Origin of the sequence: Yimella sp. RIT 621, from assembly GCF_004146205.1 — a bacterium.
Taxonomy (GTDB): Bacteria; Actinomycetota; Actinomycetes; order Actinomycetales; family Dermatophilaceae; genus Yimella; species Yimella lutea.
Genome location: NZ_SEIP01000011.1, coordinates 17,164 through 42,345 on the forward strand (window position 1 = coordinate 17,164; position 25,182 = coordinate 42,345).

Consider the following 25,182-nt stretch of genomic DNA (forward strand, 5'->3'; position numbering starts at 1 on the left):
GAAGAGCCAACCACACGCCGCACGGCTCAGATCGTGTAGCTGTGCTCGGTCTCCAGCGCCGACCTCGCTCGCCGCTCATGCCGCTGCTTGAGCAGCGCCCACACGAGCGGACACAGAATGACGGCCGCGCACCCGAGGATCCCGACGACGACCGGCGGCACCTTCAGCATGGTGAGTCCAGTGAGGCTGAGGACGATGACGATCCCGCCGCGCAGCACGGACGGCGCGACCCGGCGGGCGAGCTTGGCGCCGAGGTAGGTGCCGGGCGTCCCACCGATGATCAACGGGATCAGCACGCTCCAGTCGATGCCCTGAGCGATGACGTGACTGATCGCCGCGGCCAGCACCAGCGGGACGGCCTGGACGAGGTCGGTGCCGACCAGCTTGCGGGCTGACAGCGTCGGGTAGAGCAGGACGAGCGCGACCATGATCAGCGAACCGCTGCCGACGCTGGTGATGCCGACGAGCAGTCCACCGAACGCGCCGACCGCGATCGTGGGTAGTGGACGGATGACGGTCTCGGCGCCGAGGCGGCGTCCGATGTGGCCGGTCATGTCGAGGTAGATGCGGGTGCCGTAACTGATCGCCGCGATGAGCAGCGTGATGCCGATGATCAGCTTGAGCCCGGACTGTTGTGCTTCGTCCTCGCCGAGGAGCCCGACGATCCAGCCGCCCATCAATGCCGTTGGTACTGAACCGATCACGAGGAACTTCACCAGGCGCAGGTCTGGCGATCCGGTGCGCCAGTGGACGCCGGCGCCGACGCTCTTGTTCACGGCGGCGGCGACGAGGTCGTTCGCGACGGCGGTGGTCGGAGGAACGCCGAGGAAGATCAGCGCGGGTGTCATCAGCGCGCCGCCGCCCATACCGGTGAGGCCGACGACGATGCCGACGAGGAAGGCCACGGTGAGCAGCTCGGGGAACTGACCACCCAACAGGTCTGTGAGCACCGGACCGGTCACCGATCCAGTTCGGTGATGATGCGCGCGACGGCGTCCGCCACGGCAACCTCACTCGTGTCGATCACCAGGTCGGCGTCCTCGGGTGCTTCGTACGGTGCGCTGATGCCGGTGAAGTCCGGTAGCTCGCCGGCACGAGCCTTGGCGTACAGGCCTTTTCGATCGCGGCGCTCGCATTCGGCCAGGGCAGTGGCGACGTGCACGAGCACCATTCGTGCGCCTGCGTGTTCGACCATCTGGCGCACCGCCTTACGGGTGGCGTCGTACGGCGCGATCGGGCACGCGACAACCGCTCCGCCGTGTGCTGCGATTTCGGCGCCGACCCAGCCGATGCGGCGGACGTTGGTGTCGCGGTCCTCGGGGGAGAAGCCGAGTCCGGCGGAGAGTTCGCGGCGCACCTGGTCGCCGTCGAGGAGTGTGACCGAGTTGCCGCGGATGATGAGTTCTTCGCGCAGTGCGCGGGCGATGGTCGACTTGCCCGAGCCGGAAAGTCCGGTGAGCAGGATGAATACGCCTGCAGCGGAGGAGGCTTCGTGGTCGCTGATGGTCGATGACGAGTCGGCGTCGAGCGCGCGTTCGACGAGTTCGCGCCGTTCGGGGTGAGCGTCGAGTTCGACCGGAACGGCGAGGACGCGCAGGTCTTCGCGTTCGCTCGCAGCGGCAAGCGCTGATCGGAGAGCGGCGAGCGCGCGGTGTCCCGGCTGGTGGCTGGGCGACATGGGCACGAGCAGGATTGCGTTCGGAGGTGCGAGTTCCGCGACGTTATCGGATGGCTGGTCGACCCAGAGCGCCCGATGCGTGTGGTCTCGATCGCGGGACTCCGCTGGCGCTCCGTCCCTACTCGACCACCGCGTGCGTGTGTCGTGGTCTCGATCGCGGGACTCCGCTAACGCTCCGTCCCTACTCGACCACCGTGTGGGGGTTTCCACGGTGGTCGAGTAGGTGCGAGCCGCTAGGCGAGAGCCGCGATCGAGACCACTCGTCGAGATCCCGTACAGCCACGCGAACGGCCGCGAGTCCTCGTCCGCGAACTCGAACTCGCCCTCGACGAACCGAGCAACCACCGCGCCCTCGAGATCGACGACCTCGTCGTCCTGAGCAAAGGAGGGCAACGACACCTCGGACACCGAGCAGAAGCCGTCCCGCACCAACATCAGCTCATCGAGTTCCGCAGCACTCAACCGAACAGCGGTCACGTGGGAAGTCCTTTCGCGGTCGGTCTGCGATGTGGACGGCGACTGCATCCACTGACGTTACCGATAACATAACGCGAAGTTTTGGAAGCAAAGTCCAGCACCGAGGAGTGAGACGTGACCGTCGATGCCGAGGCCGCCCGCGCCGCCACCGGTTCGCCAAACCGGCTGACCGAGCTCGATCTGCTCGAAGCGGAGTCGATCCACATCATCCGAGAGGTCGCCGCAGAGTTCGAGAAGCCGGTGTTGTTGTTCTCCGGTGGCAAGGACTCGATCGTCATGCTGCGCCTGGCGGAGAAGGCCTTCTACCCGGCGAAGATCCCGTTCCCGGTGATGCAGGTCGACACCGGTTACGACTTCCCCGAGGTGCTGGCCACCCGCGACCATTGGGTCGACCGCCTCGGCGTCCGGTTGATCGTCGCCTCGGTCGAGCAGGCGATCGCCGACGGCGTAGTGCACGACGACGGCAAGACCTCCCGCAACCGCCTGCAGATCGGCACGCTGCTCAACGCGATCGAGGAGAACGGCTTCACCGCGGCCTTCGGTGGCGGACGCCGCGACGAGGAGAAGGCCCGTGCGAAGGAACGCATCTACTCCCACCGTGACGACTTCGGCCAGTGGGACCCCAAGAACCAGCGTCCGGAACTCTGGTCGCTCTACAACGGACGCATCCACGCCGGCGAGCACATGCGCATCTTCCCGCTGTCCAACTGGACCGAACTCGACATCTGGCACTACATCGCCCGCGAGCAGATCGAGATCCCGTCGATCTACTTCAGCCATCAGCGCCGCGTGTTCGAGCGCGACGGGATGCTGCTGAGCGAGTCCGAGTTCAACCCGTGCCGTGACGGCGAGACGGCGGCCGAGCGCACCGTCCGCTTCCGCACCGTCGGCGACCTGACACTGACCGGGTGTGTCGAGAGCGCGGCGTCCACGCTGGACGAGGTGATCGAGGAGGTCGCGATCGCGCGCGTCACCGAGCGTGGCGCCACCCGGGGAGACGACCGCTTCTCCGAGGCTGCGATGGAAGACCGCAAGAAAGAGGGCTACTTCTGATGGATCTGCTGCGTTTCGCGACGGCCGGCTCGGTGGACGACGGCAAGTCGACGCTCATCGGACGCCTGCTGCTCGACTCCAAGGCGATCTTCGAGGATCAACTCGAAGCGGTCGAACACACTTCTCGCACAAAGGGATACGACTACACCGATCTCGCGCTCCTGACCGACGGACTGCGGTCGGAACGTGAGCAGGGCATCACGATCGACGTGGCCTACCGCTATTTCGCGACGCCGAAGCGCAAGTTCATCATCGCCGACACCCCGGGGCACGTGGAGTACACGCGCAACATGGTGACCGGTGCGTCGACGGCCGACCTCGGGCTCGTGCTGGTCGACGCCCGGCAGGGGCTGACCGAGCAGTCGCGCCGGCACGCGGTGCTGCTGTCGTTGTTGCGGGTGCCGCATGTCGTGTTGGCGGTCAACAAGATGGACCTCGTCGACTTCGACCAGGCCACCTTCGACCGCATCGACGAGGAGTTCACCGCCTTCGCGGCCAAGCTCGACGTGCCGGGCATCCGGGTGATTCCGGTGTCGGCGTTGCAGGGCGACAACGTCGTCGAGCGGTCGGAGAGCATGCCGTGGTACGAGGGTCCGGCGCTGCTGGAGTACCTCGAGTCCGTCGAGGTGCTGCACGAATCTCGGTCTGCGGCAAGGCTTCCCGTGCAGTACGTGATCCGTCCGAAGTCGGATGAGCACCACGACTACCGCGGTTATGCCGGCCGGGTCACCGGCGACACCTTCCGGGTGGGCGACGAGGTGGTGGTTCTGCCGAGCGGGCAGCGCAGCACCGTCGCGGCGATCGACCTGTTCGACAAGCCGCTGGCCGAGGCGCCTGACCGGCTGTCGGTCACGCTCCGGCTGGCCGACGACGTCGATGTCTCTCGCGGTGACGTGATCGCGCACGCCGAGCACGCACCGTCGGTGAACAAGGAAGTCACCGCCACCGTCTGCTGGATGACGCAGCAGCCGCTGCGGGTCGGTCAGAAGCTGGCGATCAAGCACACGACCCGCTCCGGCAGGGCCATCGTCCGAGGCCTTGCCCACCAGCTCGACGTCAACACGCTCGAGCCACTTGGCTCTCCGGAATCGTTGCAGCTCAACGAGATCGGAGAGGTCAGTCTGAAGCTGTCGCAGCAGTTCGTCACAGACAGCTACGCCGACAACCGCACGACGGGCTCGTTCATCCTTATCGACGAAGCGAGCGGTGCCACGGTCGGCGCCGGGCTGATCGGCTGACGTCGGTCACACGGCGAACCGCACCGCTCCCGGATCACCGAGTTGAGGCGCCACAAGAGCCGACCGGCCTGTGACCAGCAACAACAGGTCGGCGGGCGCGGCTCCCAGCCGTGTTCATCACATTAATGGCAGACAGATGGCGATCGATTTCACGAGGAAGCAGCCACCGACCGCAGGGTCGGTAAACCTCAGCAAGGTGACTCTGTCCAAGGCTGCGCCGACGGTGAGCCTGGCCAAGAAGGGGAGAGTCAGAGCGCGATGCGGGTCAACCTGAACTGGTCACGGGGTGCCGCTGCGCCGAAGAAGGAGTTCCTCGCGAAGTTGACCGCGCCGAGCGGCGGTCGACCTCGACCTCGGCTGCCCGTATGAGCCGTCCAATCGTGAGAAGGGTGTCATTCAGGCGCTCGGCAACAGCTTCGGTGCGTTGCAGGCCCCGCCGTTCATCCAGCTCGACGGCGACGACCGGTCGGGCGCCGTCGCGGCGGCGAGAACATGCACATTAACCTCGCGCAGCCGGACGCTGAACTGCCGTCACTACCTCACATAAGGGCGATCTGGCGGTAACGTTCGCGCACGCCTTCGCGGCCGGCGACGATGCGCACCATAGGTACAGATGCGCAGGTGAGGTACAGGTGCCTGCGCTGCATCCGGGTGCGCACGTCATAACGTGCGCACCCGGACATAACGTGCTCCCTCGTACGTAACCTGCGCAGCCACCTGGCCGCGTCCCTCCCAACGTCGACCAGCGCCGACTTACCGCGCGTTCCAGGACGTCAGCAACGCCCCCTGCGGATAAGACGTGCCGCGCTCCTGGGTGGGCAGCACGTACTGGCTGTACCAACTCGTGCAGTTGACGACACCGAGGTGCAGGTGGGCGCCGGTCACGCCGCCGGTGGCTCCGGAGTAGCCGATCACCTGTCCGCGAATCACGCGCGCACCGACACCGACGCTGAGGGTTGACAGGTGGGCGACCTGGATGCAGTTGTTGGTGCCGGGGCGCTTGACCATCACGACGTTCCCGCCGCCCCCGGGATTCCATCCGGAGAAGGCGACGATTCCGGTCTCGGCCGCGCGCAATGGGGTCCCCGAGGGCAGCGCGACGTCCATCGAATGTTGGTTGTAGACATTCGCGTGGCTGTACGAACCGCCCGGGGTCTGGGTGACCACGTAGCCGCGGCCCTCGGTCCAGGGCAGGTTGGGCGCACAGCGTCCGACGACGGGGGCGTTGCTGCCGGTGCTGATGTCGATGTCGGGCACCCACACGCCGCCGTCCCCGCTGGTCTGGTACCAGATGTCGGAGGTGCCGCCCGTGACGGACGAGGAGTAGTAACCGCTGACCGCCTGGCCGCGGTCGTAGCAGGCGAGCGTGAGCACCTTGCCCTTGCTGAACGAGCGATTACGGGCGAAGTTGAGCGACGGGCCGGTCTGGCCCTGGGTGCTGGCGGCCATCACGGTCGCGGTGCGCGGGGCGGCGCTCGCGGTGTCTGCCGTGACGAACGCCCCGGTGGCCGTGGCGGCGAGTCCGGTGGCGATGGCGGTGGTGCGCAGAATGGACGATTTCATGAAGGTGAGACCTTTCATTCGAACCCGGATCGCGATCGACGATCGCCCGATCAGGTTGTCGCTCGCATGTCGGCGGACGCGTCCCCAGTTCAGGGGATATTCCACGGTTCGCCCCACTCGCGCGCGTCCCAGTAACCGTCCTCGAGTGCGGCCCGCAGCGTCTGCTGCCGGTTCACCGGACCGTCGCCGAGCACCGCGCGGTACTTCTCGTGGATGTGTTTGGTGTGGCAGCGCACGGTGTCGACGCTGACGCACAACCGTGTGGCGATCTCGGACGCGGACAGCCCGTACGCCAGGCCGCGCAGCACGGTCGCCTCGGTAGGGGTGAGGCGCGCACGCAACGGCGGCAGGTCGGCGAGCGCGGCGGCCAGCTGACGGGAAGGGCGCAGTTCGCCGTCGCGGATGCTCGCCAACGTGCGCACGAGCGCGTCCAGCCCGTCGTGTTTGAGGCAGAGCGCGGTGATCCCGGCGGTGACCGCGCTCTGGATCAGGTACGGGCGCTCCTCGGAGGTGTAGAGCACGATCGGCGCGTTCCACTGCACCAGCCGGCCGATGTCGTCCACGCTGCTGCGGCAGTCGCGGCCGAGCCAGAAGTCCAACACGACGACGTCGGGTTGCGGGGGTGGCCCGTCGTCTAGTTCGTCGACGGAGGCGGCGACAGTAACGATGCGAACTACCGCGGGGTGGCTGAGTGGCAGCACCTGCAGGGAGCGGTGGAGGTTCTCATCGTTGTCGATGACCACGACGGACAGCGGACGCGCGAGGGCCGACATGCGTTCTTCCTACCCGACCGTGGTGGACGCGGCCATCCCGTGATCGGGCGAGGGGCCGAGGACGAGCGTGGTTGCGAACGCATCCCGGGTCAGGCGGGCAGGAGTCGACCCGGTCAGCGTGGCGAGTGCACGCAGCCGTTGCTCGGCGTCGGGCGCCAACAGCGAGACGGTGCAGGGTTCACCGGCGCCGCCGAGACGAAGCTCCAACCGGTCGGTGGCGGCTGCGTCGTCCAACAGTCGGTCGAGCACTCGCAGCAGCACGGCGCAGCGGTCGGGGCAGGGGTCGACGGCCGGGTGGATGGTGATCTCGGCGCCGAGCTCGCGGGCGGTCGCGATGCGGTCGCGCAGGGCGGCGTCGAGCACGCCGGGAAGGTTGAGTTCGTCGCGCACCTGAGCCGCGAGCCGGCCCGCGGTGATCCGGTCGGCAGCCTGGAGTCCGTCGGTCGAGATGCGGTGCAGGAACGGTCGGACCGTGCGCTTGGTGAACGACAACAGGTCGCTCACCCGCTCCTCGGACCACACCGCGGTTGCGACGGACAGGCGCTCGCGCACGGCGGCCTCGTCCCGGTCGGCCTTGGTCTGCACCTGGCGCAGTCCGCGGCCGATGGCGTAGGTGAGCCACGGGCACAGGCCCGTCATCAAGGCGCCGGCCGCGGACATCCAGGTGATCTCCGGGTGGGTGCCGACGACTGCCAATGCGGGCGCGAGACCGCACACGGTCAGGAACAGTACGCGCCGCGCCGACCCGAAGAATGCGATCACGCACAACGGGACGCCGGCCATGCCCAGGCCCCAGGACGCGTACGTGTGCAGCGACTGCGGGCCGGCGATCGCGAGCGATGCGGACGCGGACGCCGCGGACGCCGCTGCGACCGCGGCCATGTTCACCCGAGTGAGACGCCCGGACGCCACGGCGCGGGTCAGCCACCACGTCATCAGCCAGACAGCCGCGACGACCACCGACTGCGCCGCCAACTGCGGACCAGGCGTGTGCCGCCACGCGATGAAGGTATGCGCGATCAGCGCGGGCCACGCCGCCCAAACCGCCTCTGGTTGGGCCGGTGATGCCGCTGGTCGAGCCCGCGATCCCGTTGGCCGGTCCGGCGATTCCGCTGGGTGAGCCGGCGATCCCGCTGGGTGAGCCGGCGATCCCGCTGGTTGAGCCGGTGGGATGAGCTTGCGATTCCCACCGTGCCGAAACCAAGGTGCCGTCAACGTCAACGTCACGACGACGTCCGCACCATCGCGCCGCAGCGAAGCGCTACCACCAATTGAATTCAGCTCGCGCTCAACGCAATTGCGCCAACCCCATCCCGGCCGCAGCGAGCCCGGCGACGCAGTCCGATTGCGCACTCGAATCTCGACGTCGTCGCCGCGCAACGCGAGGTCCACCTGCGCCGGTCCGTCGCCATGCCTGGCTGCATTGCGCAGCGCTTCACCCAGCGCGCGCCGCAATGCATCAGCAACGTGTGTCGGCACCGGACGACGAGCACGGGGTGACGGCGTGACACTCACACCCGACGGCACGCACGAGTCGACGAGCGACAACAAATCGACCGCGACATCACCACGCGCCCGAACGGGCAGATCGAACGCGCCGAGCGTTCGCTGGACGACATCGCACTCCACGCCTCCGGAGTCGGCGATACGGATCAGCGTGAACAGCACCTGGTCGTGCAGCACCCGACGCGCGGATTCACCGGCCCGCTTCTCGTCGTCCCGCAATCGTTGGGCCAGTTCGAGTTCGAACTCCCGCGAGCGCACCCGATCGAGCCGGACGATCCTGTGCACCAGCAGGTGGTGGCAGATGGCGATGGCCATGATGCACCCCAGGCTCAGCACGCCGTGGTCGACGAGCATGGCGGTGTCGGCGGCGTACGGCGAGCTCAGGTACGCCGCGACGAAGCACCCGAACCAGGTCGTCAGCACCACCAGAGCCGGGACGATGCGAAGTTGCGAGGCGATCAGGGCGAACGCGAGTCCGACGAGTTGCGATGCGTTGGCGAAACCCGCGAGCGGCGTCAAGCACAGGCCGAGCAACAGTCCGGCCATCCCGAACACGCGGGTCGCACGACGCGCCATCACGAGCAACGAACCGAGCAGCACGATGCCCAACGCAACAGTTACGGACGACGGTCGCCCGGACGCTGCGGCCAGCGACAGACAGATCACAGCGCAGGCGATGAGCAGCGATCGCGTCGTGGCCTCGTAGATGGACACCCGTGGATACGACGACAGTTGCGTCGGCCAGATCCAGAACCGTCCGAGCTCGAGCTGCAGGTGCGAGCGGACGAAGTGGACGGGATTCTCAGCGTCGGCGGCCCGAACAGTCACCTGCGCTCGACCGGCGACGAAACCTGGATGAGTGATCGGCCCCTGGGTCACGGTCCATTGCCGCGCACGAACGTTCTGGCGCACAACCAGCAGTCGGTATGGACTTGGCAAAGTTCGAGGCGGTGGGGGGAGGTTCCATGTGCATCTCGGAAGGTCCCTAGGTCCCCTACCCTCTCCCGATTGGATTCTGCACCAGCGCGCGCGTCAGGCGCTCGACCGTTTTCACTTCGTACAGCCGCCAGTTGGTGGATTGATCCACTGCAACCAGTTCGACGAGGTACTTCAGTTGCGAGTCGACATATTTTGCGAGGACTGGTGTAAAGCAACGGATCTCTGGCTCAGTGACGTGGACGATGGCGCCGAGGTCCAGAAACAGATGGCGATGCTGATGAAAATCCTGGATCTTGGCGACGGTGGATTGGTGCTGGAGCCCCAAGGTCCGAGATGTGTGGCGGTGACCCGGTTCGGTGGTCGAGGCGCACCAGTGCCGCCAGCACGGCAGCTTGCGCGGTGGCCTGCACGAGCACCAGGAACTGGTTGAAGTAGGCGCTGATGAGGTTAACGCCGCCGAGCAGCAGGATGACCGAACCGACGCCGGAGCGGGTGCCGGATCGGTGTTCGTCGCCGTCCGGGCCCAGCCTGCGCACAGCGCGCCAGGCGAGGACGATCAATCGATTAAAAGAGCGGCCCTATCCACTAGATCCTCAGGGGTGTAGAGCGTCAGTGCGCGCGGTCGCCCGCCGAGTCGTACGCGACGTAGAACGTGGGACGCGCCTGCTGGCCGCTGAACACCCGTCCTACGTACTCGCCGAGGATGCCCAGACACAACAGCTGGACGGCGGAGAACCCGACGGTCACGGCCATCATCGAGGTCCATCCCGACACGGTGTGCCCACTGATCCAGCTACCGAGCACATATGCCAGTAGCACCGTTGCGAACAGGAAACCGAGCAGGCTGAACCAGGTCGCGAACCGCAGCGGCGCGACGCTGAATCCGGTGATCGAGTCGGCGGTCAGACGCAGCATCTTGGCGAGCGGGTACTTCGACTCGCCCGCCGCGCGTGCCTCGCGGCGATAGCCGACCTCGGCCGACGGGAAGCCCAGCGAGGGGATCGTCAGGCGGAGCACGCGGTTGTGCTCCGGCAGCGACAGTGCCGCCTCAACCGTGGCGCGCGACATCAGTCGGAAATCGCCCGCATCCAAAGGGGCGTCCAGCCCGGACAGCCGACGGATGAGCCGGTAGAACAGCCCGGCCGTCTGCCGCTTGAACACGGTGTCGGTGCTGCGGTCGGTGCGCACGCCGTAGACGACGTCGGCACCTTCGGCGCGCGCGGTGTCGAGCATCTCGGCAATGACCTCGGGCGGATCCTGCAGGTCGGCGTCGATCGTCACCATCCAGTGCCCGGTGGCCAGGCCCAGTCCGGCGGAGATCGCCGCCTGGTGGCCGGAGTTGGCCCGCAGGCAGATCAGTCGCAACTGGGGCCACTCTCGACGCAGCTTCTGCACCAGCAGCGCGGTGTTGTCCTTCGAGCCGTCGTCGACCGCGACGACCTCGTAGGTGACGCCCATGCCGTCGAGCACCGGACGCAGCCGGTCGGCGAACAGCGGGAGTACGTCCTCCTCGTTGTACATGGGGACGACGACGGACAGTTCGGGCGCCGACGGATCGTCGTGCGGGACTGTCATGTGCGGGGCGAGTTCAGCTTCCATACCTGTGCCTGGTCGTTGTTGAATTGAGGTGTCGCGTACGGCGCGAGGGTCTGAGCGAACGGGCGCGACTTGTCGATGTAGATCCAGCGAACACCCTTGTCCCACAGGGCTTTGGCAGCGTCGGCTGTCGGTCGGGCGATGAATCCGTCGTTCAGGCGCAGGAGTGCCTGATCGCCGAACGGCGCAGTGATGGATTCACGACCCTTGGGGTACTTGGCGGCGATGGTCGGGGAGTAGCCCCATCCTTCCACCAACATCCGGCGTCCGCTGATGGCGGACACCATGAAGTAGCGGCTGTCGCAGACCTTGCCGCGCAGTTGGCGACAGTGCCGGTTGGTCATCACCATCGCGTCGGGGTCGGCGTGCTTGCCGAGGTAGCGAGCGGCTTGGAACTGACCGGCGCCGATGGCTCCGTACGTTTCCTGCCGCACCGGACCCGGCTCCGGCAGGTCGGAGGTGCGGTTGTGGACGGCGGACGCGACCCCCGTGACAAGCACGGCCATTGCGATCGTCGCCGCCACGGCTGTGTGCCGGGCTCGGACGACGGCAGCCATGAGCGGCACGACCGCGAGGAGCAGCCCACCGATCGCGAGCACCGTCAACATCTGCACGCCGGACAACTTGTCGGCGGGCACGACCTGCTTCGGCAGCCACCACGCGAGCAGCCCGAAACCGGCCGCGAGCGAGAGCAGCCTGAGCAGTCGGGCGTCCCGCTTCTCCCACAGGGCCACCAGGCCGATGGCGGACGCGGTCGCGGCCAGCGGGATGGCCGACAGGCGGAAGTAGAACTGGCTGCTGCCGGGCTGCACGAACACCATCGGAGCGGCAGCACCGGCGATGGTCGCGCCGAGCAGCGTCCACAGGACGGGGTCGCGACGTCCGGATTCCTTCGAATCACGGTGCAGGGCAACGAAACCGAAGGCGGCGCAGGACAGTCCGGTGAACAGCATCGTCACTGCGCCGATGAGCAGTACCCGAATGTCGGTACTGCGGGTCGACGACGAGGGCCAGCTCGACTTCAATGCCGCCGCCGGGTCGAGCACCAGACCGTTGGACGACCCGTGGAACACCACGATCATGCTGATGAGCAGTGCCGCGACGACCACGGCGAGGTCGATGGCGACCACCTTCGCCATCTCCCGACGCCACAGCAGCATCGCCACGAGCGTGAGCGCACAACCGGCGATGATCAACGGAGTGGTCGAACCCTTCGTGCCGGCCGCGACGAACGCGAACACGCCCAGCAGGACGAGCGGCAGACGGATGTCCTCGCCGCGCCAGCGCATCGCCATGACCGCCACCATCGCCAACAGTGCCGGTACGGAGATGGCGAGCGTAGGCGACTCAGGGTTGAGCGGAGGGGACGCGAAACCGAACCAGACCGATGCCGCGCCTCCCATCATCGTCAGCGCGACCCCGAGGGCTGCGACCAGCGCCTTTCCGGTGAGGCGCAGGCACAGGCTCGCGACGCTGAGCACGACCAGGAACGGTGCCACGATCGGCGCGAAACGCAGCAGCACCTCGTCTGCGGACGCGGTGGAGGTCTGCGCGACATGTGCGATCCAGGCGTGGGTGAACCAGTGGTAGTAGAGCCCCTCGTTGTCCAGCAGTGGCCAGTTCACCGGGCCGCGCAGCTGCAATTGTTTGCTCATCGCCAGTTGGAAGTACTGGTCGACGTGCGGTACCCGGTATCCGGACCAGGAGAGCAGGTTCTGCCGGAAGTAGCCGATCACGCCCGGGACGGCGGAGGCCGTCGAGACTGCGATGACCGCACCCAACCAGGCGGGCACCGGCTCGCGCCGGGCCGAACGGACACGTGCGCGAGTGCGCGGCACGGCGAGGATCGCTGCGGCTACCAACAGTGGGAGCAGCACACTCAGCAGGCGACTGCCGAGCAGACCCGCGATGCACTGGATGACGACCGACAATGCGAAGCCGCAGGCGAATCCGAACGCGAGGTCTTCGAACAGCCAACCGCGCTGTGGCCGTACCAGCCGCCAGATGAGCACGCCGGGGAACAATTGGAAGATCCCGACTGCGAGCGACGCCGTGACGACGCTGAGCAGGGACATGCCCGACGACACCGCGTAGGCGCAGAACAGCAGGTAGGCGAGGGCCAGGAAGGGGCCCCCGTTACCGGTCGCTGCACGAAATCGGGAAAACGACGGCGCGGGGTGCGCGACGGTCACGAGACAGGTGTCCTTCCGGCTGAGGCGGTCGCCAAACGGTAGTGCTTCGGGGTGGCGACGCCGCAACTCGCCACGCGGACATGCTGCACGTTTGGCGGCGGGCGGGCACTATTGGCGGCGTGGAAGCAACTGAGATCCGGAAACTGGCCGCCCTCGAGGACAAGCACTGGTGGTACGCCGAGCGGCGCTCGTTGCTCGCCCGTCAGATCAAGGGCATGAAGCCCGGCAAGGTGCTGGATGTCGGCGCCGCGGGTGGTGGCAACACCCGGGTCCTTCGTGCGAACGGTTGGGAGGCCGTCGCCCTGGAATACACCGCTGAAGGAGCGGAGGTCGCCGGCGAACGCGGACTGCAGGTGCTGCGCGGAGACGCGACCTGCCTGCCCTTCGAGGACGCGTCGCTCGACATGGTCGTTGCGTTCGACGTGCTCGAACACATCCCGGACGACGGTCGCGCCGCGTCCGAGGTGTTCCGTGTTCTGCGTCCCGGCGGCACATTCCTGGTCGCCGTGCCGGCCGACCCGAAGCTGTGGTCGGCACACGACGTCGCGGTCAGCCACGTCCGCCGCTACACGCGTCCGGAACTGGTGAACCTGCTCGACGGTGCCGGCTTCGAGATCGAGTCCGTCGGTTCGTGGAACGTGCTGCTGCGTCCGATCGCCGCCTGGCGCCGTAAAAAATCGAGTGGCAGCGACCTCGATGACCTGAATCCCGTTGTGAATCAAGGGCTTCGGATGATCGTGGCTAGTGAGCGCTACCTGCCGGTCGACAAGTTGCCGGGCGTCAGCCTGGTGCTTCGAGCTCGGCGTCCGTGACCTTCGACCCGGTGGCCGCTTCCGACTCGGCCTGAGGGGCGCCGCCGGTGGTCACTGGGGTTGGGTCACCCGAGGATCCCGGACGACGGAACGAGAACCGTCCGTGTCCGAACCAGCTCCAGAATGCGTTGAACGCCACGATGGCGACCTGCGCGGCCAGCGGACGCCAGTGCAGCAACTCGACGGTCGCGGTCAGCAGCACGACGTTGATCGCCAACCCCGTCAGGTAGACGCTCTCGAAACGCAGCGCGTCACGCAGCAGGTTGCCGCGCACCCGGAAGACCAACCGTCGGTACAGCACGAAGGCCACGATCACCGAGACCACGTGCATGCACAGCAACGTCAGCAGGTAGTGCTTCGGACCGAAGAGCCGGTCGAAGCCGGCGAACAGCGCTACGCCGAGCACTGTGTTGATCAGGCCGACCACCAGGAACGCCGTCTTCGGGTCGCGCACGACGCGAAGCAACGGCCCCCGCTGTGAGGACAGCCGACCGATCAGTGGTGAACGCCGGCGTCCGCTCTTTCTCCTGTCGAAGTTGGTTGTCATCGCGGCGGACTGAGCTTCCATGCAGCAGCAGTGGGCGTACGGATCCCGAGGGTTGCGTACGGGGCTAGATCGTCGGCGTGCGGCCTCGTCGTCTCGACATAGACCCACCGCACGCCGAGGTCCCACAACCTGCGCTGTGCGTCCGCCGTGGGCGCCGCGATGAAGGTGTCGTTGAGTTCGAGGATCTCCGGCTTCCAGTAGTCGACGGTGATCGAGTCCCGGCCGTTCGGAGCAATCTGCGTGGCTCGCGGCGTGGCGGTCCATCCTTCGACGAGCATCTGCCGCTCGCTGAAAGCGCTGACCAGCCACCGGCGGCTGTCGCACCCCCCGCGCGGCTCACGCACCGTCGTGCAGTGACGGTTGGTCATCACCAGGTCGGTCGGCTCGGAGTGCTCCCGGATGTATCGCGCGGCACGCAGCATGCCGACCGTCGTCGCGTTCTGCGACGTCAAAGTGGCGGGCCGCTCGTCCGGCACCGGCACCGACGTGCGATAGGTGTCGATCCACGAACCGGCGCCCGCGAACAGGCCGATCAGCGCGACCGTCGTCAGCGCGCCACGCCACCACTGCCGCCGCACCACCAACGCGCCGATCACAGCGGCCACGAGGACGACGACTGCGGCGATGGTGGTGATCTGCCAGAACTGGTCGTACTTGCGCGGCACGATGCGTCCGGTCCACACCAGGATGCCCTTGAAGAACACGAACGCTGCGACCGCGCTCAAGGCTCCGAGCAACAGTGCGCGGCGGCGTCCGAGCGCCAGCCACAGGTGACGCGCACCGATGGCAGAACCCGTGGCAGCCAACGGAATTGCGGTCAGTGTGAAGTAGCTCTGGCTGCGTCCGGGGTGGGAGAACAGACCGAGAGCGGCGGCTCCGGCGATGGCGGCTCCGATGAGCACCCAGGAGACCGGGTCCAGCCGGCTCTCGCGGCGGAACGGCAACGAGAAGGCGAGCGCAGCCCGGGTCAGGCCCGCGATGATGACGGCGGCGGAGACGAACAGCACCTGCTCGCGCGACGCCACACCACCGATGACGGACGACAGGCTGGTCTGCTTCGCAGAGTTGGTGACACCGAGCTTCAGACCGGCCACCGACCCGTGGAAGACGACGACCATCGTCACGATGAGCGAGACCCCGATGACCACGGCGTCGCGAACCACCGGCCAGAACATCGGCCGGTTCCAGATCAGCATTGCGGCTGCGGCGAGGCCGAGGCCGGCGATCACCACAGGGGAGGTCGACCCCTTCGTCCCGGTCGCGATCACGGTCAGCCAGGGAATCAACCAGAAGGCACCCCGCAGTGCTTCGCCGCGCCATCTGGTGGCAAGCACCAGCACCATCGCGACCAGGGTCGGGATGCCGAGGCCGAGGGTGGGCGACAGGGGGGTGATCGGCAGTTGCAGGCCGAGCAGGCCCCACGGTTGACCGCTGCCGACCAGCATCGAGAACGCGGCCGACAGCGCGCCGACCCCCGGGCTGCCGCTGAGGCGCAGGCCCAGGACGGCGATGCTCGCCACTGCGACGATCGGCATGATCGCGGGCAGGAAGCGCATCAGGACGTGATCCAGGGGGACGCCGGACGTTGCCGTCACGTGCGCCATCCAGGCGTGCGCGAACCACTGATAGCCGAGGTCCTCACCGGCCACCGTCGGCCAGCTCACCGGACCACGGGTCAGGATCTGCGCGGCCAACGCCTGGTGGAGGTAGGTGTCGATGTACGGCGTCCACGGCTTGTCCGACCACAGCAGGTTCTGCTTGAAGTACCACTCGGTCTGCGGGTAGGCCGCGAGCGTCATCAACCCGAGGGCCGGTCCCAGCCACCACGGCAGCGGCGACCAGCGCGCTTCCAGCACCCGGCGACGCAGCACGGGGACAGCGGCGAAAACCGCCACGAACAGCAGCGGGACGACGTACGCCGGGATGCGCGAGTGCATCAGCCCGGCGATGGTCTGAGCAGGCACGGCGATCGCGAAGCCCATCGCGAAGCCCATCGCGAGGTCCTCGAGCAGCCAGCCGTTGCGCGGGCGAATCGCACGCCAGACCATCGCACCCGGCAGCACCTGGAACACACCCGTCGCGGCCACCGCCTTCACCAGGCTGCCGATCGGCAACTGGTCCATCACCGCCCAGGTCACCCAACCCAGCAGCGCGAGCAACAAGGTCGCGTACGTGATCAGGGAGCCGAGGCCGGATCCGGTGCGGATTGCCTGCGTTCGGGCAGTCACGTGAAGGTGCCTCCGGCAAGGGGGTGCGATGGGCTGGTGCGGGCAGCGTGGGCCCGCGGAGAACGCGGCCATCGTACGGTCTGTCGGCGCTACATCCCCGCAGGTGCTTGTTGTCGGCGCTGCATTCCCGCAGGTGCTTGTTAGAGTCGCATCGCATTTCGCGCAGGCCGGCGCGGAAGCACACACCGACAAGGACCTCTGCTGTGACCAACGCGCAGGACGCCTCGACGCCCGAAGGCGTCTACGAGAAGGGTTACTTCGAGACCCGCCTGGCTCAGGACGCCAACCGCGAGAAGGTGTGGGTGCACCTCGCCAAGCACTTCGCCACCTGGGTGCAGCCCGACCACGACGTGCTCGAACTCGGAGCCGGCTGGTGCGACTTCTCCAACAAGATCAAGGCCCGCCGCGTGGTCGCCATGGACATCGACGCCGTCGTCGAGCGTGCTGCTGCTGCGCACGTCGAGACCGCCGTCGGCGACTGCACCGACCTGAGCCGCTTCGAGGACAACTCCTTCGACGTCGTGTTCGCCTCCAACCTCGTCGAACACCTTGAGCGTGACCAGTCCAACCGCTTGCTGGACGAGGCCCGCCGCGTGCTGCGTCCCGGTGGTCGACTGATGCTCATGCAGCCGAACTTCCGGCTCAACCCGGGCCGGTACTTTGACGACTACACCCACGTCGCGATCTTCACCGACCAGTCACTGTCGGACTACCTCGTCTCTCGCGGCTACGCCATCGAGGAGATGCACGCCAAGTTCATGCCGCTGACCATGAAGTCGTCCGGCGCGAACCTCACCTTCCTGGTGCCGTGGTACCTGCGGTCACCGATCAAGCCGCTCGCCGGGCAGATGCTCGTCGTGGCCAATCCCGACGACTGACAACCGAATTCGACAAGGACTTTCGCGTGTTCAACGGCCAGACGCTCTCCGTCGTCCTTCCGACCTACAACGAGAAGGACAGCATCGCGGAGTGCATCCGCAGGTTCGAGGCGATTCCCGAGGTGGACGAGGTCATCGTCGTCAACAACAACGCCGCCGAGGGCACCTCCGAGGAGGTCGCCGGCACCGGTGCTCGCGAGGTCATCGAGACCACGCAGGGCTACGGCGCCGCGATCCAGCGCGGACTGCGCGAGGCCGACACCGACCTCGTCGCCGTGTGTGAACCGGACGGCACGTTCGACCCGGACGACATCCGCAAGCTGCTCGCGTTCGTCCCCGAATGCGACCTCGTCGTCGGTTCGCGCACCGTCCAGAGCTTCATCTGGGACGGCTCGAACATGGGCTGGTTTCTGCGCTGGGGAAACTGGGCCGTGGCCAAGGGCATCGAGGTCGGCTACAACTCCGCCTATCTCTCGGACGTCGGATGCACCTTCCGTGTCATGACGCGCAAGCACAAGGAGTACATCCTCGAGCGCGTGACTCTGGACGGCTCGGCGTTCGGTCTGGAGATGCTGCTCATCGGTGTGATGAGTGGACACAAGTACGTGCAGGTGCCGGTCAACTACCTGCCGCGGGTGGGGGAGTCCTCGGTGACCGGCGACTTCAAGAAGACCCTCGACCTCGGGTTCGAGATGATGGGGCTCGCGGCGAAGATGCGGTTGAAGCGCAACAAGATTCGCGCCGGGCAGGTCGATCGCTGACCGCACCGGGTCTCGCGCGCGTTGCTTGCTTCGTCGGTCGACGGCGGTCAGCGATTGTTGAACACGTGCTTGCGGTAGGCCCAGAAACGGAAGCCGGACGCGAGCACCAGGCCGACGCCGTTGGCGGCGATGTTGTCGGCGATCGGTGAGGTGAACCCCAGCAGGTAGTGGGAGACCCAGAGGCAGCCGAGGGCGATGCCCATGCCGATCAGCGCGACGCCGCAGAACCAGGCGAACTCGTGGTGCTTCTCCTCCCGGCGAGTCTGACGGAAAGTCCAGTAACGGTTGCCCGTCCAGGCGACGACCGTCGCGGCGAACGACGACAACACCTTGGCCAGCAGCACGTATTCGTGCATCACGCCCTCGCCGCCCGGTCCGGCGAAGCGCAGTACGTTGAAGCCGCCGACGTCGACGATGAGCCCGAGCAGGCCGATGGCCCCGAACCTCATCAGCTGCGGTGCGAGCGCCACCAAGCGAGCCCAGAGCGAGCGCTGGGCGGGGGTCTGGTTCACGGTCGCGAGCTTCCTTCGGGGGCGGATAGGCGCGGCAACCCTAGCAACCGGCCTCGTCCGGATCGGCGGGTCGACTCCCCGGAGCGGCGGTGGCGGGTCCTCGAATGAAACGGGCTGCCCGAACCGTGATCTGCCGATTGTGCTGAAACGTGGCACACCGGCCCGCCTTTGCCACTAGCGTCCGCCATGCTCAGCGGTTCGTCACGGTCAGGGATGACGACCGCTCAAGGGAAAGCGAACCCCATGCGTACCAAGAAACTCGCCACCGTCGTCGTCTCGATCATCGCTGCCACGTCCTTCCTCGCCGCCACCCCGGACGCCGGGGCGACCGCGTCCGACCCCACCGGCAAGTACCACCCGGTGACGCCCTCGCGCATCGCCGACAGTCGCACCGGCTGGGCGCTACCGATGGGCGGGGTGCGGCGGGACACGTCCGCTTCGCTGGCGGTGGCCGGCCGCGGCGGGGTCCCGGGTTCCGGGGTGCAGGCGGTCGTCGTCAACATCACCGCGATCGACCCGACGTCCGGCGGTTGGGTGACCGCGTACGCGGGCGGCGCGACGAAGCCGTGGACCTCCGTTCTCACCTACCCGAAGGGCTGGACCGGCGCGACGACGGCCACGGTCCCGGTCGGTGCGGACGGGACGATTCGACTCGCCGCCGGAGGCGCATCGGTGCAGTTGGCCGTCGACGTGCTCGGCTGGTTCGCCGCTTCGTCCTCGACCGTCGCCGCGGGATCGCTCTACACCGTCAACGAGCCCGAGCGTTGGTTCGACAGCCGCTACGAGGTCGGTGGCTCCCGTCTCGCGCCGGGTGAGGGTATCGGAATCCCGTTGTCGCTCAACGAATCCGGCGGCCGTCGCCTGACCGCCATGCAGTTCAACATGACCGCCACCGGCGGATACGACAGGGGCTGGTTCACCGCGTGGAGCGGTGCGGGCGAGCCGCCGTCGACCTCGTCGGTGAACTTCGTCGAGGCGGAGACCTCGGCCAATCTGGTCACCGTCCCCGTCCGCCGTATCGGTGCCGACTCCGCCAGGCCCGGCTACGGCCAATACGCGGTGCACTTCGAGAACACCTCGAACTCCAGCGCGCACCTGATCCTGGACGCGGTCGGCAGCTTCGTCACCGACCCGGGGAACGTCGGCACCGTGCGGGTGCCGGTCGGGCCGACCCGCATCGGCGACACCCGCACCGGGTTGCGCTTCCCGCAGGCGAAGGTCGGCGCGCAGCAGACCGTCAGTGCCGCGGTTCCGAGCACGGTCGACTCCGACCGAACGCATTCCTTCGAGGGCGTCCTCACCGCCGCGAACCCCACCCGGGCGACCTTCCTCACCCTCTTCGGCGCCGGCGAGGCCAGGCCGACGACCAGCACGCTGAACACGAAGGCGGCACACAACCGCTCGAACTCCTTCGTCTCCATCCCCGGTTGCCTGACCCCGTCCGGCGCGACGACGTGCACGCCAGGGCTGTCGGTCTTCAATCAGAGCGGTTCGGTCGACCTCGTCCTCGACATCACCGGACGCTTCGAGTTGACCGACGAGGCCATCGCGCAGGTCAAGACCCAGTCACCGGCTCGCAGCGGTGCAGCGCCATCGCTCGCTCCGGTCGCCGGCAAACCCCACACCCTCAACTGAGCAATCAACCCAACCCTCGAGAAGAGATCAACATGAAGCTCTCCACAGTCGTCTCCGTCTGCACCGCGGCCGTGCTCACCGGCACCGTCTTGGCGGCCGCGCCGGCACAGGCTGCCGGCGCCGAGAACGCCGGTACCTACTACAACGCCACCCCCGGTCGCATCGCTGATTCGCGGTATGGCACCGGCGGCATGCCGAAGGCGCGGCTGGTGACCGGATCATCGGTCTCGATCCCCGTCCTGGGTCGCTCGGGCGTGCCCGCCACCGGGGTGTCGGCCGTCGTCGTCAACCTGACCGCGATCAAGACCTCCACCTCCGGCTGGGTGACGGCGTACGCGTCGCGCACCGCCAAGCCGAATACCTCGAGCCTGAACTTCGGTGCGAACTGGACCGGAGCGACGACGTCCACCGTCGACGTCGGCGCCGACGGACGGATCAAGCTGGACGTCACCGGATCGCTCGACCTGGCTGTCGACATCATCGGCTATTACGGCAGCGCGTCCGGAACCGGTGCCGTCGGTGCGTCTTTCGTCCCGATGGACGGCACGAGGATGGTCGACACCCGCGAGACGGTCGCACTGCGTCCGGGACAGTCGGTGCGGGTGTCCTTGGGCGATTGGGACACGACCGACGGGATGGTGCCGCGCGCCGTCCGTACGAACGTCACCGCCTTGTCGTCCTCGGCGCCCGGTTGGCTGGCGACCTGGAGCGGCGTGGGGGCGGCTCCCGCGACCTCCACTGTCAACGTCGTCAAGGGAGAGGTCTCGCCCAACTCGACGGTCGTCGCGCTGAGCAAGGGCAGCGCCGGAGAATACGGGTTCACCGTCAAGAACACCTCGAACACCACGATGCATGCACTCGTCGACATCGAGGGTCTGTACGTCACGTCGACCGACGGGCCCTTCTCGGTGCGCATCCCCACCGGACCCTCGCGGATCATCGACACCCGGTACGGCGTCGGCGCACCCAAAGCGAAGGTGGCCGCCGGACGAACCATCCGTCAGGCCGCACCGCAGCTGGACTGGATCTTCCCGCTCGGCTTCGAGGGCACCATCACCGGTGCCGCGCCGCTCGGTACAACCTGGCTCACCGCGTGGGGCGGTGACCCGTACCGTCCGACGACGTCCAGCCTCAACCTGGTCAAGGGCGTCAACCGGGCCAACGGGATGACGCTTTCCTACGGCATGCAGACCGAGGACTCCGACCCGGGCTTCGCGATCTACAACGCCACCGCGGCCACCGACGTCATCGTCGACCGCACCGCGTACTTCGGCCTCGCCATCGACCTGCCCGCGTTCGCGGCCAAGCAGAAGGCGGCCGAGCAGGTCGTCGCTCGAGCGGCAGCCCGCCCGACGCGCTGATCGTTCTGCCGCGAAGTGGCTGCCCCGGAGCTGCGGGGCAGCCACTTCTGCATGATTTGGACGCATTCGGTGTGCCCGGTAGTCTTGACGCTCGTGCGTGGGCTCTGCCCTGCCTTCGGTATCGGCCCCAGGTCGCGCCGGGTTCATCAGGCCCACCACACGCTCTCGCCGGGCAGTCGCCTGCTCGCATCATTGCAGTGCGAAAGTGCGGGGGAGAGCGCCGCTTCGACACTCCCGACCTCGGGTTGTGGCGGGCGGTCAATCCAAGGAGTTCGGCCGGCGTCCGTCATGGGCGCGATCGAGCAGACAAGACTACGAATCAGTACGGAGAACAGGTTGCCTACTATCAACCAGCTCGTCCGTAAGGGTCGGCAGGACAAGACCACCAAGGTCACCACGCCGGCACTTAAGGGCAGCCCCCAGCGACGCGGTGTTTGCACCCGCGTCTACACCACCACCCCGAAGAAGCCGAACTCGGCGCTGCGCAAGGTCGCTCGTGTGAAGCTGACCTCCGGCATCGAGGTCACCGCTTACATCCCGGGTGTGGGCCACAACCTGCAGGAGCACTCGATCGTGCTCGTGCGCGGCGGCCGTGTGAAGGACCTTCCCGGTGTCCGCTACAAGATCATCCGCGGCGCCCTCGACACGCAGGGCGTGAAGGGCCGCAACCAGGCTCGTTCCCGTTACGGCGCGAAGAAGGAGAAGAAGTAATGCCTCGTAAGGGCCCTGCTCCGAAGCGCCCCCTCGTCGTCGACCCGGTCTACGGTTCGCCGGTCGTCACCCAGCTGGTCAACAAGATCCTGCTGGACGGCAAGAAGTCCATCGCCGAGCGCATCGTCTACGGCGCGCTCGAGGGCTGCCGTGAGAAGACCGGCACCGACCCGGTCGTCACGCTGAAGCGTGCGCTCGACAACATCAAGCCGAGCCTCGAGGTGAAGTCCCGCCGCGTCGGTGGTGCCACCTACCAGGTTCCGGTCGAGGTCAAGCCGGGCCGCGCCACCACGCTGTCCATGCGTTGGTTGGTCGGCTACAGCCGTCAGCGTCGCGAGAAGACGATGACCGAGCGCCTCATGAACGAGATCCTGGACGCGTCCAACGGTCTCGGTGCCGCCGTCAAGCGTCGTGAAGACACGCACAAGATGGCCGAGTCGAACCGCGCGTTCGCTCACTACCGCTGGTAATCCCCGTCGGTGCGTGGGGCAGCTAGCCGTCTCACGCACCAGGGGTGCACCTGATGCACCACCCGCCGGGTCCGCCCGGCACCCCAGAACTCATCTCCTAACTCGGGATACCGAGAGAACGAGGCAGACACCGTGGCACAGGACGTGCTGACCGACCTGAAGAAGGTCCGCAACATCGGCATCATGGCGCACATCGACGCCGGTAAGACCACGACGACCGAGCGGATCCTGTTCTACACCGGCGTCAACCACAAGATCGGTGAGACCCACGACGGTGCGTCGACCACCGACTGGATGGAGCAGGAGAAGGAGCGTGGCATCACGATCACCTCCGCTGCTGTGACCTCTTTCTGGGAGGGCACCCAGATCAACATCATCGACACCCCGGGCCACGTCGACTTCACCGTCGAGGTGGAGCGTTCGCTGCGCGTCCTGGACGGCGCCGTTGCCGTGTTCGACGGCAAGGAGGGCGTCGAGCCCCAGTCCGAGACCGTCTGGCGCCAGGCCGACAAGTACGACGTCCCGCGCGTCTGCTTCGTCAACAAGATGGACAAGATGGGTGCCGACTTCTACTTCACCGTGCAGACGGTCATCGACCGCCTCGGCGCGGAGCCGCTCGTGCTCCAGCTGCCGATCGGTTCGGAGTCCGACTTCATCGGTGTCGTCGACCTGCTCTACATGCGTGCACTCGTGTGGCCGGGCGACGCCAAGGGTGACGTCACCATGGGCGCGAAGTACGAGGTCCAGGAGATCCCGGCCGACATGCAGGCGAAGGCGGAGGAGTACCGCAACCGCATCGTCGAGCGCGTCGCCGAGGCTGACGACGACCTGATGGAGAAGTACCTCGGTGGCGAGGAACTCACCATCGACGAGCTCAAGGCCGGCATCCGTAAGCTGACCGTCAACTCCGAGGTCTACCCGATCCTGTGTGGCTCGGCCTTCAAGAACCGCGGTGTGCAGCCGATGCTGGACGCCGTCGTCGACTACCTGCCGTCGCCGCTCGACGTGCCGCCGATGATCGGCCACAAGCCGGGCGACGAGGAGACCGAGATCACCCGCGAGCCGTCCAAGGACGCTCCGTTCTCGGCCCTGGCGTTCAAGGTCGCCGCGCACCCGTTCTTCGGTTCGCTCACCTTCATCCGTGTGTACTCCGGACGCATCGCCGCCGGCTCCGCCGTGGTCAACACGACCAAGGGCAAGAAGGAGCGCGTCGGCAAGCTGTTCCAGATGCACGCCAACAAGGAGAACCCGGTCGACGAGGCCGTGGCGGGTCACATCTACGCCGCCATCGGTCTGAAGGACACCACCACCGGTGACACGCTGTCCGACCCGAGCGAGCAGATCGTTCTGGAGTCGATGACGTTCCCGGAGCCGGTCATCCACGTGGCCATCGAGCCCAAGACCAAGGGTGACCAGGAGAAGCTCGGCACCGCCATCCAGCGCCTCGCGCAGGAGGACCCGACCTTCTCCGTCCACCTCGACGAGGAGACCGGCCAGACCGTCATCGGCGGTATGGGCGAGCTCCACCTCGACATCCTGGTCGACCGCATGAAGCGGGAGTTCAAGGTCGAGGCCAACGTCGGTGCGCCGCAGGTCGCCTACCGCGAGACCATCCGCCGGTCGGTCGAGAAGTTCGACTACACGCACAAGAAGCAGACCGGTGGTTCGGGTCAGTTCGCGAAGGTGCAGATCTCGATCGCGCCGCTCGACACCGCCGAGGGTGAGCTGTACGAGTTCGACAACGCCGTCACCGGTGGCCGCGTCCCGCGCGAGTACATCCCGTCGGTCGACCACGGTATCCAGGACGCGATGCAGCTCGGCATCCTCGCCGGCTACCCGGTCGTGGGTGTCAAGGCCACCCTGGTCGACGGTGCCTACCACGACGTCGACTCCTCGGAGATGGCGTTCAAGATCGCCGGTTCGATGGCATTCAAGGAAGCCGCCCGCAAGGCGGACCCCTGCTTGCTCGAGCCGATGATGGCCGTCGAAGTGCGTACGCCCGAGGACTACATGGGCGACGTCATCGGCGACCTCAACAGCCGCCGTGGCCAGATCCAGGCCATGGAGGACGTCAGTGGTGCGAAGGTCGTTCGCGCCGTCGTGCCGCTGTCCGAGATGTTCGGGTATGTGGGTGACCTGCGAAGCAAGACCCAGGGTCGCGCCAACTACACGATGCAGTTCGACTCCTACGCCGAGGTTCCCCGGAACGTCGCGGAAGAGATCATCAAGAAGGTCCGGGGCGAGTGATAAGG

The 25,182-nt window shown here is 67.1% G+C and carries 21 protein-coding genes; 10 read left to right on the plus strand and 11 right to left on the minus strand.

The features are described 5' to 3' along the window. Positions 1–26 precede the first annotated feature (26 nt). Entirely contained in the window at positions 27–962 is a 936-nt protein-coding gene (locus EU513_RS11315) for a sulfite exporter TauE/SafE family protein (RefSeq protein WP_239702350.1), read from the minus strand. Then, positions 959–1,678 carry an adenylyl-sulfate kinase gene (gene cysC, locus EU513_RS16420; protein WP_240796030.1) on the minus strand — a complete coding sequence of 240 codons (720 nt, stop codon included), beginning with the start codon at positions 1,676–1,678 and terminating at the stop codon, positions 959–961. The genes EU513_RS11315 and cysC overlap by 4 nt, the downstream gene beginning before the upstream one ends. A gap of 591 nt (positions 1,679–2,269) precedes the next feature. Here cysC and cysD point away from each other — a divergent pair. Continuing rightward, a complete protein-coding gene (gene cysD, locus EU513_RS11325; protein ID WP_129626012.1) occupies positions 2,270–3,208 on the plus strand; it encodes a sulfate adenylyltransferase subunit CysD in 939 nt (312 codons plus the stop codon). Beyond that, positions 3,208–4,446 carry a sulfate adenylyltransferase subunit 1 gene (locus EU513_RS11330; RefSeq protein WP_129626013.1) on the plus strand — a complete coding sequence of 413 codons (1,239 nt, stop codon included), beginning with the start codon at positions 3,208–3,210 and terminating at the stop codon, positions 4,444–4,446. Before cysD ends, EU513_RS11330 begins: the two co-directional genes overlap by 1 nt. A gap of 753 nt (positions 4,447–5,199) precedes the next feature. On the opposite strand, the gene EU513_RS11340 is transcribed toward EU513_RS11330, so the two are convergent. The 6 genes from EU513_RS11340 to EU513_RS11365 form a co-directional block, all read right to left on the minus strand. Next, positions 5,200–6,009 (minus strand): M23 family metallopeptidase, encoded by an 810-nt coding sequence (locus EU513_RS11340; RefSeq protein WP_129626014.1) that lies wholly within the window; start codon positions 6,007–6,009, stop codon positions 5,200–5,202. A gap of 89 nt (positions 6,010–6,098) precedes the next feature. Next, a complete protein-coding gene (locus tag EU513_RS11345; protein WP_129626015.1) occupies positions 6,099–6,782 on the minus strand; it encodes a response regulator transcription factor in 684 nt (227 codons plus the stop codon). A gap of 9 nt (positions 6,783–6,791) precedes the next feature. Further along, the gene (locus tag EU513_RS11350) at positions 6,792–9,200 is read right to left on the minus strand and encodes an ATP-binding protein (RefSeq protein ID WP_129626016.1); all 2,409 of its coding nucleotides are present in this window, start codon (positions 9,198–9,200) and stop codon (positions 6,792–6,794) included. Positions 9,201–9,282: 82 nt separating this feature from the next. Continuing rightward, the gene (locus tag EU513_RS11355) at positions 9,283–9,552 is read right to left on the minus strand and encodes a hypothetical protein (RefSeq protein WP_129626017.1); all 270 of its coding nucleotides are present in this window, start codon (positions 9,550–9,552) and stop codon (positions 9,283–9,285) included. A 284-nt stretch (positions 9,553–9,836) separates the two neighbouring features. Continuing rightward, positions 9,837–10,802, minus strand: a complete 966-nt coding sequence (locus EU513_RS11360) for a glycosyltransferase family 2 protein (RefSeq protein ID WP_129626019.1) — start codon at positions 10,800–10,802, stop codon at positions 9,837–9,839. After that, a complete protein-coding gene (locus EU513_RS11365; RefSeq protein WP_129626021.1) occupies positions 10,799–13,015 on the minus strand; it encodes a hypothetical protein in 2,217 nt (738 codons plus the stop codon). The genes EU513_RS11360 and EU513_RS11365 overlap by 4 nt, the downstream gene beginning before the upstream one ends. Before the next feature lie 119 nt (positions 13,016–13,134). Between EU513_RS11365 and EU513_RS11370 the strand changes: the two genes are divergently transcribed. After that, positions 13,135–13,827, plus strand: coding sequence for a class I SAM-dependent methyltransferase (locus EU513_RS11370; protein ID WP_240796031.1), 693 nt, complete (start codon positions 13,135–13,137; stop codon positions 13,825–13,827). Here EU513_RS11370 and EU513_RS11375 read toward each other — a convergent pair. Both EU513_RS11375 and EU513_RS11380 read right to left on the minus strand, forming a co-directional pair. Further along, a complete protein-coding gene (locus EU513_RS11375) occupies positions 13,796–14,374 on the minus strand; it encodes a GtrA family protein (protein WP_129626025.1) in 579 nt (192 codons plus the stop codon). The genes EU513_RS11370 and EU513_RS11375 overlap by 32 nt on opposite strands. After that, positions 14,371–16,602, minus strand: a complete 2,232-nt coding sequence (locus EU513_RS11380; protein WP_129626027.1) for a hypothetical protein — start codon at positions 16,600–16,602, stop codon at positions 14,371–14,373. The genes EU513_RS11375 and EU513_RS11380 overlap by 4 nt, the downstream gene beginning before the upstream one ends. Positions 16,603–16,805: 203 nt before the next feature. Here EU513_RS11380 and EU513_RS11385 point away from each other — a divergent pair, with 203 nt between their 5' ends. Together EU513_RS11385 and EU513_RS11390 are read left to right on the plus strand one after the other, a co-directional pair. After that, a complete protein-coding gene (locus EU513_RS11385; protein WP_129626029.1) occupies positions 16,806–17,480 on the plus strand; it encodes a class I SAM-dependent methyltransferase in 675 nt (224 codons plus the stop codon). Between the two features lie 26 nt (positions 17,481–17,506). Then, positions 17,507–18,241 carry a glycosyltransferase family 2 protein gene (locus EU513_RS11390; RefSeq protein WP_240796032.1) on the plus strand — a complete coding sequence of 245 codons (735 nt, stop codon included), beginning with the start codon at positions 17,507–17,509 and terminating at the stop codon, positions 18,239–18,241. 47 nt (positions 18,242–18,288) lie between these two features. On the opposite strand, the gene EU513_RS11395 is transcribed toward EU513_RS11390, so the two are convergent. Further along, positions 18,289–18,753 (minus strand): GtrA family protein, encoded by a 465-nt coding sequence (locus EU513_RS11395; RefSeq protein WP_239702335.1) that lies wholly within the window; start codon positions 18,751–18,753, stop codon positions 18,289–18,291. Positions 18,754–18,996: 243 nt separating this feature from the next. On the opposite strand from EU513_RS11395, the gene EU513_RS11400 reads away from it, so the two are divergent. From EU513_RS11400 to fusA, 5 genes are all read left to right on the plus strand, one after another. Then, complete coding sequence (locus EU513_RS11400; protein ID WP_129626031.1) at positions 18,997–20,388, plus strand: hypothetical protein; 1,392 nt, start codon at positions 18,997–18,999, stop codon at positions 20,386–20,388. Positions 20,389–20,420: 32 nt separating this feature from the next. After that, positions 20,421–21,749: a hypothetical protein gene (locus EU513_RS11405; protein ID WP_129626033.1), complete on the plus strand. Its 1,329-nt coding sequence runs from the start codon at positions 20,421–20,423 to the stop codon at positions 21,747–21,749. Positions 21,750–22,085: 336 nt separating this feature from the next. Further along, a complete protein-coding gene (gene rpsL / locus EU513_RS11410; protein WP_129626036.1) occupies positions 22,086–22,460 on the plus strand; it encodes a 30S ribosomal protein S12 in 375 nt (124 codons plus the stop codon). Further along, a complete protein-coding gene (gene rpsG / locus EU513_RS11415) occupies positions 22,460–22,930 on the plus strand; it encodes a 30S ribosomal protein S7 (RefSeq protein WP_129626038.1) in 471 nt (156 codons plus the stop codon). Before rpsL ends, rpsG begins: the two co-directional genes overlap by 1 nt. A 132-nt stretch (positions 22,931–23,062) precedes the next feature. Then, entirely contained in the window at positions 23,063–25,177 is a 2,115-nt protein-coding gene (fusA, locus tag EU513_RS11420; protein WP_129626040.1) for an elongation factor G, read from the plus strand. Positions 25,178–25,182: the final 5 nt, after the last annotated feature.

What these genes read in the sequence shown, in the direction of transcription:
- cysC (WP_240796030.1), bottom strand. Translation starts at nt 1,678, where the DNA reads ATGTCGCCCAGCCACCAGCCGGGACACCGCGCGCTCGCCGCTCTCCGA.
- EU513_RS11330 (WP_129626013.1), top strand. Translation starts at nt 3,208, where the DNA reads ATGGATCTGCTGCGTTTCGCGACGGCCGGCTCGGTGGACGACGGCAAG.
- EU513_RS11340 (WP_129626014.1), bottom strand. Translation starts at nt 6,009, where the DNA reads ATGAAATCGTCCATTCTGCGCACCACCGCCATCGCCACCGGACTCGCC.
- EU513_RS11345 (WP_129626015.1), bottom strand. Translation starts at nt 6,782, where the DNA reads ATGTCGGCCCTCGCGCGTCCGCTGTCCGTCGTGGTCATCGACAACGAT.
- EU513_RS11360 (WP_129626019.1), bottom strand. Translation starts at nt 10,802, where the DNA reads ATGACAGTCCCGCACGACGATCCGTCGGCGCCCGAACTGTCCGTCGTC.
- EU513_RS11375 (WP_129626025.1), bottom strand. Translation starts at nt 14,374, where the DNA reads ATGACAACCAACTTCGACAGGAGAAAGAGCGGACGCCGGCGTTCACCA.
- EU513_RS11400 (WP_129626031.1), top strand. Translation starts at nt 18,997, where the DNA reads ATGCGTACCAAGAAACTCGCCACCGTCGTCGTCTCGATCATCGCTGCC.
- EU513_RS11405 (WP_129626033.1), top strand. Translation starts at nt 20,421, where the DNA reads ATGAAGCTCTCCACAGTCGTCTCCGTCTGCACCGCGGCCGTGCTCACC.
- rpsG (WP_129626038.1), top strand. Translation starts at nt 22,460, where the DNA reads ATGCCTCGTAAGGGCCCTGCTCCGAAGCGCCCCCTCGTCGTCGACCCG.